The organism is Acinetobacter sp. T_3_1 (genome assembly GCF_025377055.1).
Lineage (GTDB): Bacteria > Pseudomonadota > Gammaproteobacteria > Pseudomonadales > Moraxellaceae > Acinetobacter > Acinetobacter kookii.
The window spans coordinates 1-863 of sequence record NZ_JACHVD010000048.1 but is presented as its reverse complement, the minus strand read 5'-3'; the positions used below and the strand labels follow the sequence as shown (position 1 = coordinate 863).

1 protein-coding gene and 1 pseudogene are annotated in these 863 nt (G+C 44.3%); both read right to left on the bottom strand.

Going from position 1 to position 863, the window contains the following annotated elements:
* Positions 1–129: pseudogene (locus H4I94_RS16150) on the bottom strand (transposase); the annotation flags it as partial.
* A 154-nt stretch (positions 130–283) separates the two neighbouring features.
* Positions 284–652 (bottom strand): endonuclease domain-containing protein, encoded by a 369-nt coding sequence (locus H4I94_RS16145; protein ID WP_261183725.1) that lies wholly within the window; start codon positions 650–652, stop codon positions 284–286.
* Positions 653–863: the final 211 nt, after the last annotated feature.

The following is an 863-nucleotide window of genomic DNA, read 5'->3' as shown; positions in this document are numbered from 1 at the left end:
GGCCTGTGTGGTTGCGAAACTCGACCTTTGGGCAGAAGCCAGGTCTTTGATTGAGGGAGCAAGTGAAGCAAGAGGATTCATATTGAGCTTTACAAGGCTGTTATAGCGTTTAATCAGACGCTGATCCAGACCGGAGATGTTAAATTGAAGAGCATGCTCTTCAATTTAACGCAAAGCTCGGGAATTGTGTAGATACCTATGCCCAGAGGGAGAGGGAGTAACCTTTGAGAATTCTACTGTTGTTTGATACTCAATGAAAATTCCCTCTCCTCTCAGGAGAGGGTTAGGGAGAGGTATTTTTTAATTCAGTGCATTTCTGCCACAAATCCTCCAACACCACATCCGTCTGCCGCAACACATCATGATTCCAATAGCGCACCACAGTTAAACCCAAAGTCTCTAAAAACTTCGTCCGTTCAGAATCATAATCAATTGCATCATCCGTTGCATGCTGACTGCCATCCAGCTCAATCACCAAACCGATTTCATGACAGTAAAAATCCACAATATATGGTTTGATCACATGCTGACGACGAAATTTTAGATTCATAAAACGCTTGGCACGTAAGATTTGCCACATCAAACTTTCTGGATCGGTGGCAGAGTGGCGCATGGGTTTGGCGAATTCTAATAGCTGGGGATCTATTTTCATTTTTCTTCTCCCTCTCCCTAGCCCTCTCCCAGAGGGCATAGGTATCTACACAAATCCCGAGCTTTGCGTTAAATTGAAGAGCATGCTCTTCAATTTAACATCTCTGGCTTAGATCAGCGTCTGGTTAAACGCTATAACAGCCTTGTAAAGCTCAATATGAATCCTCTCGCTTCACTTGCTCCCGCAATCAAAGACCTGGCTTCTGCCCAAA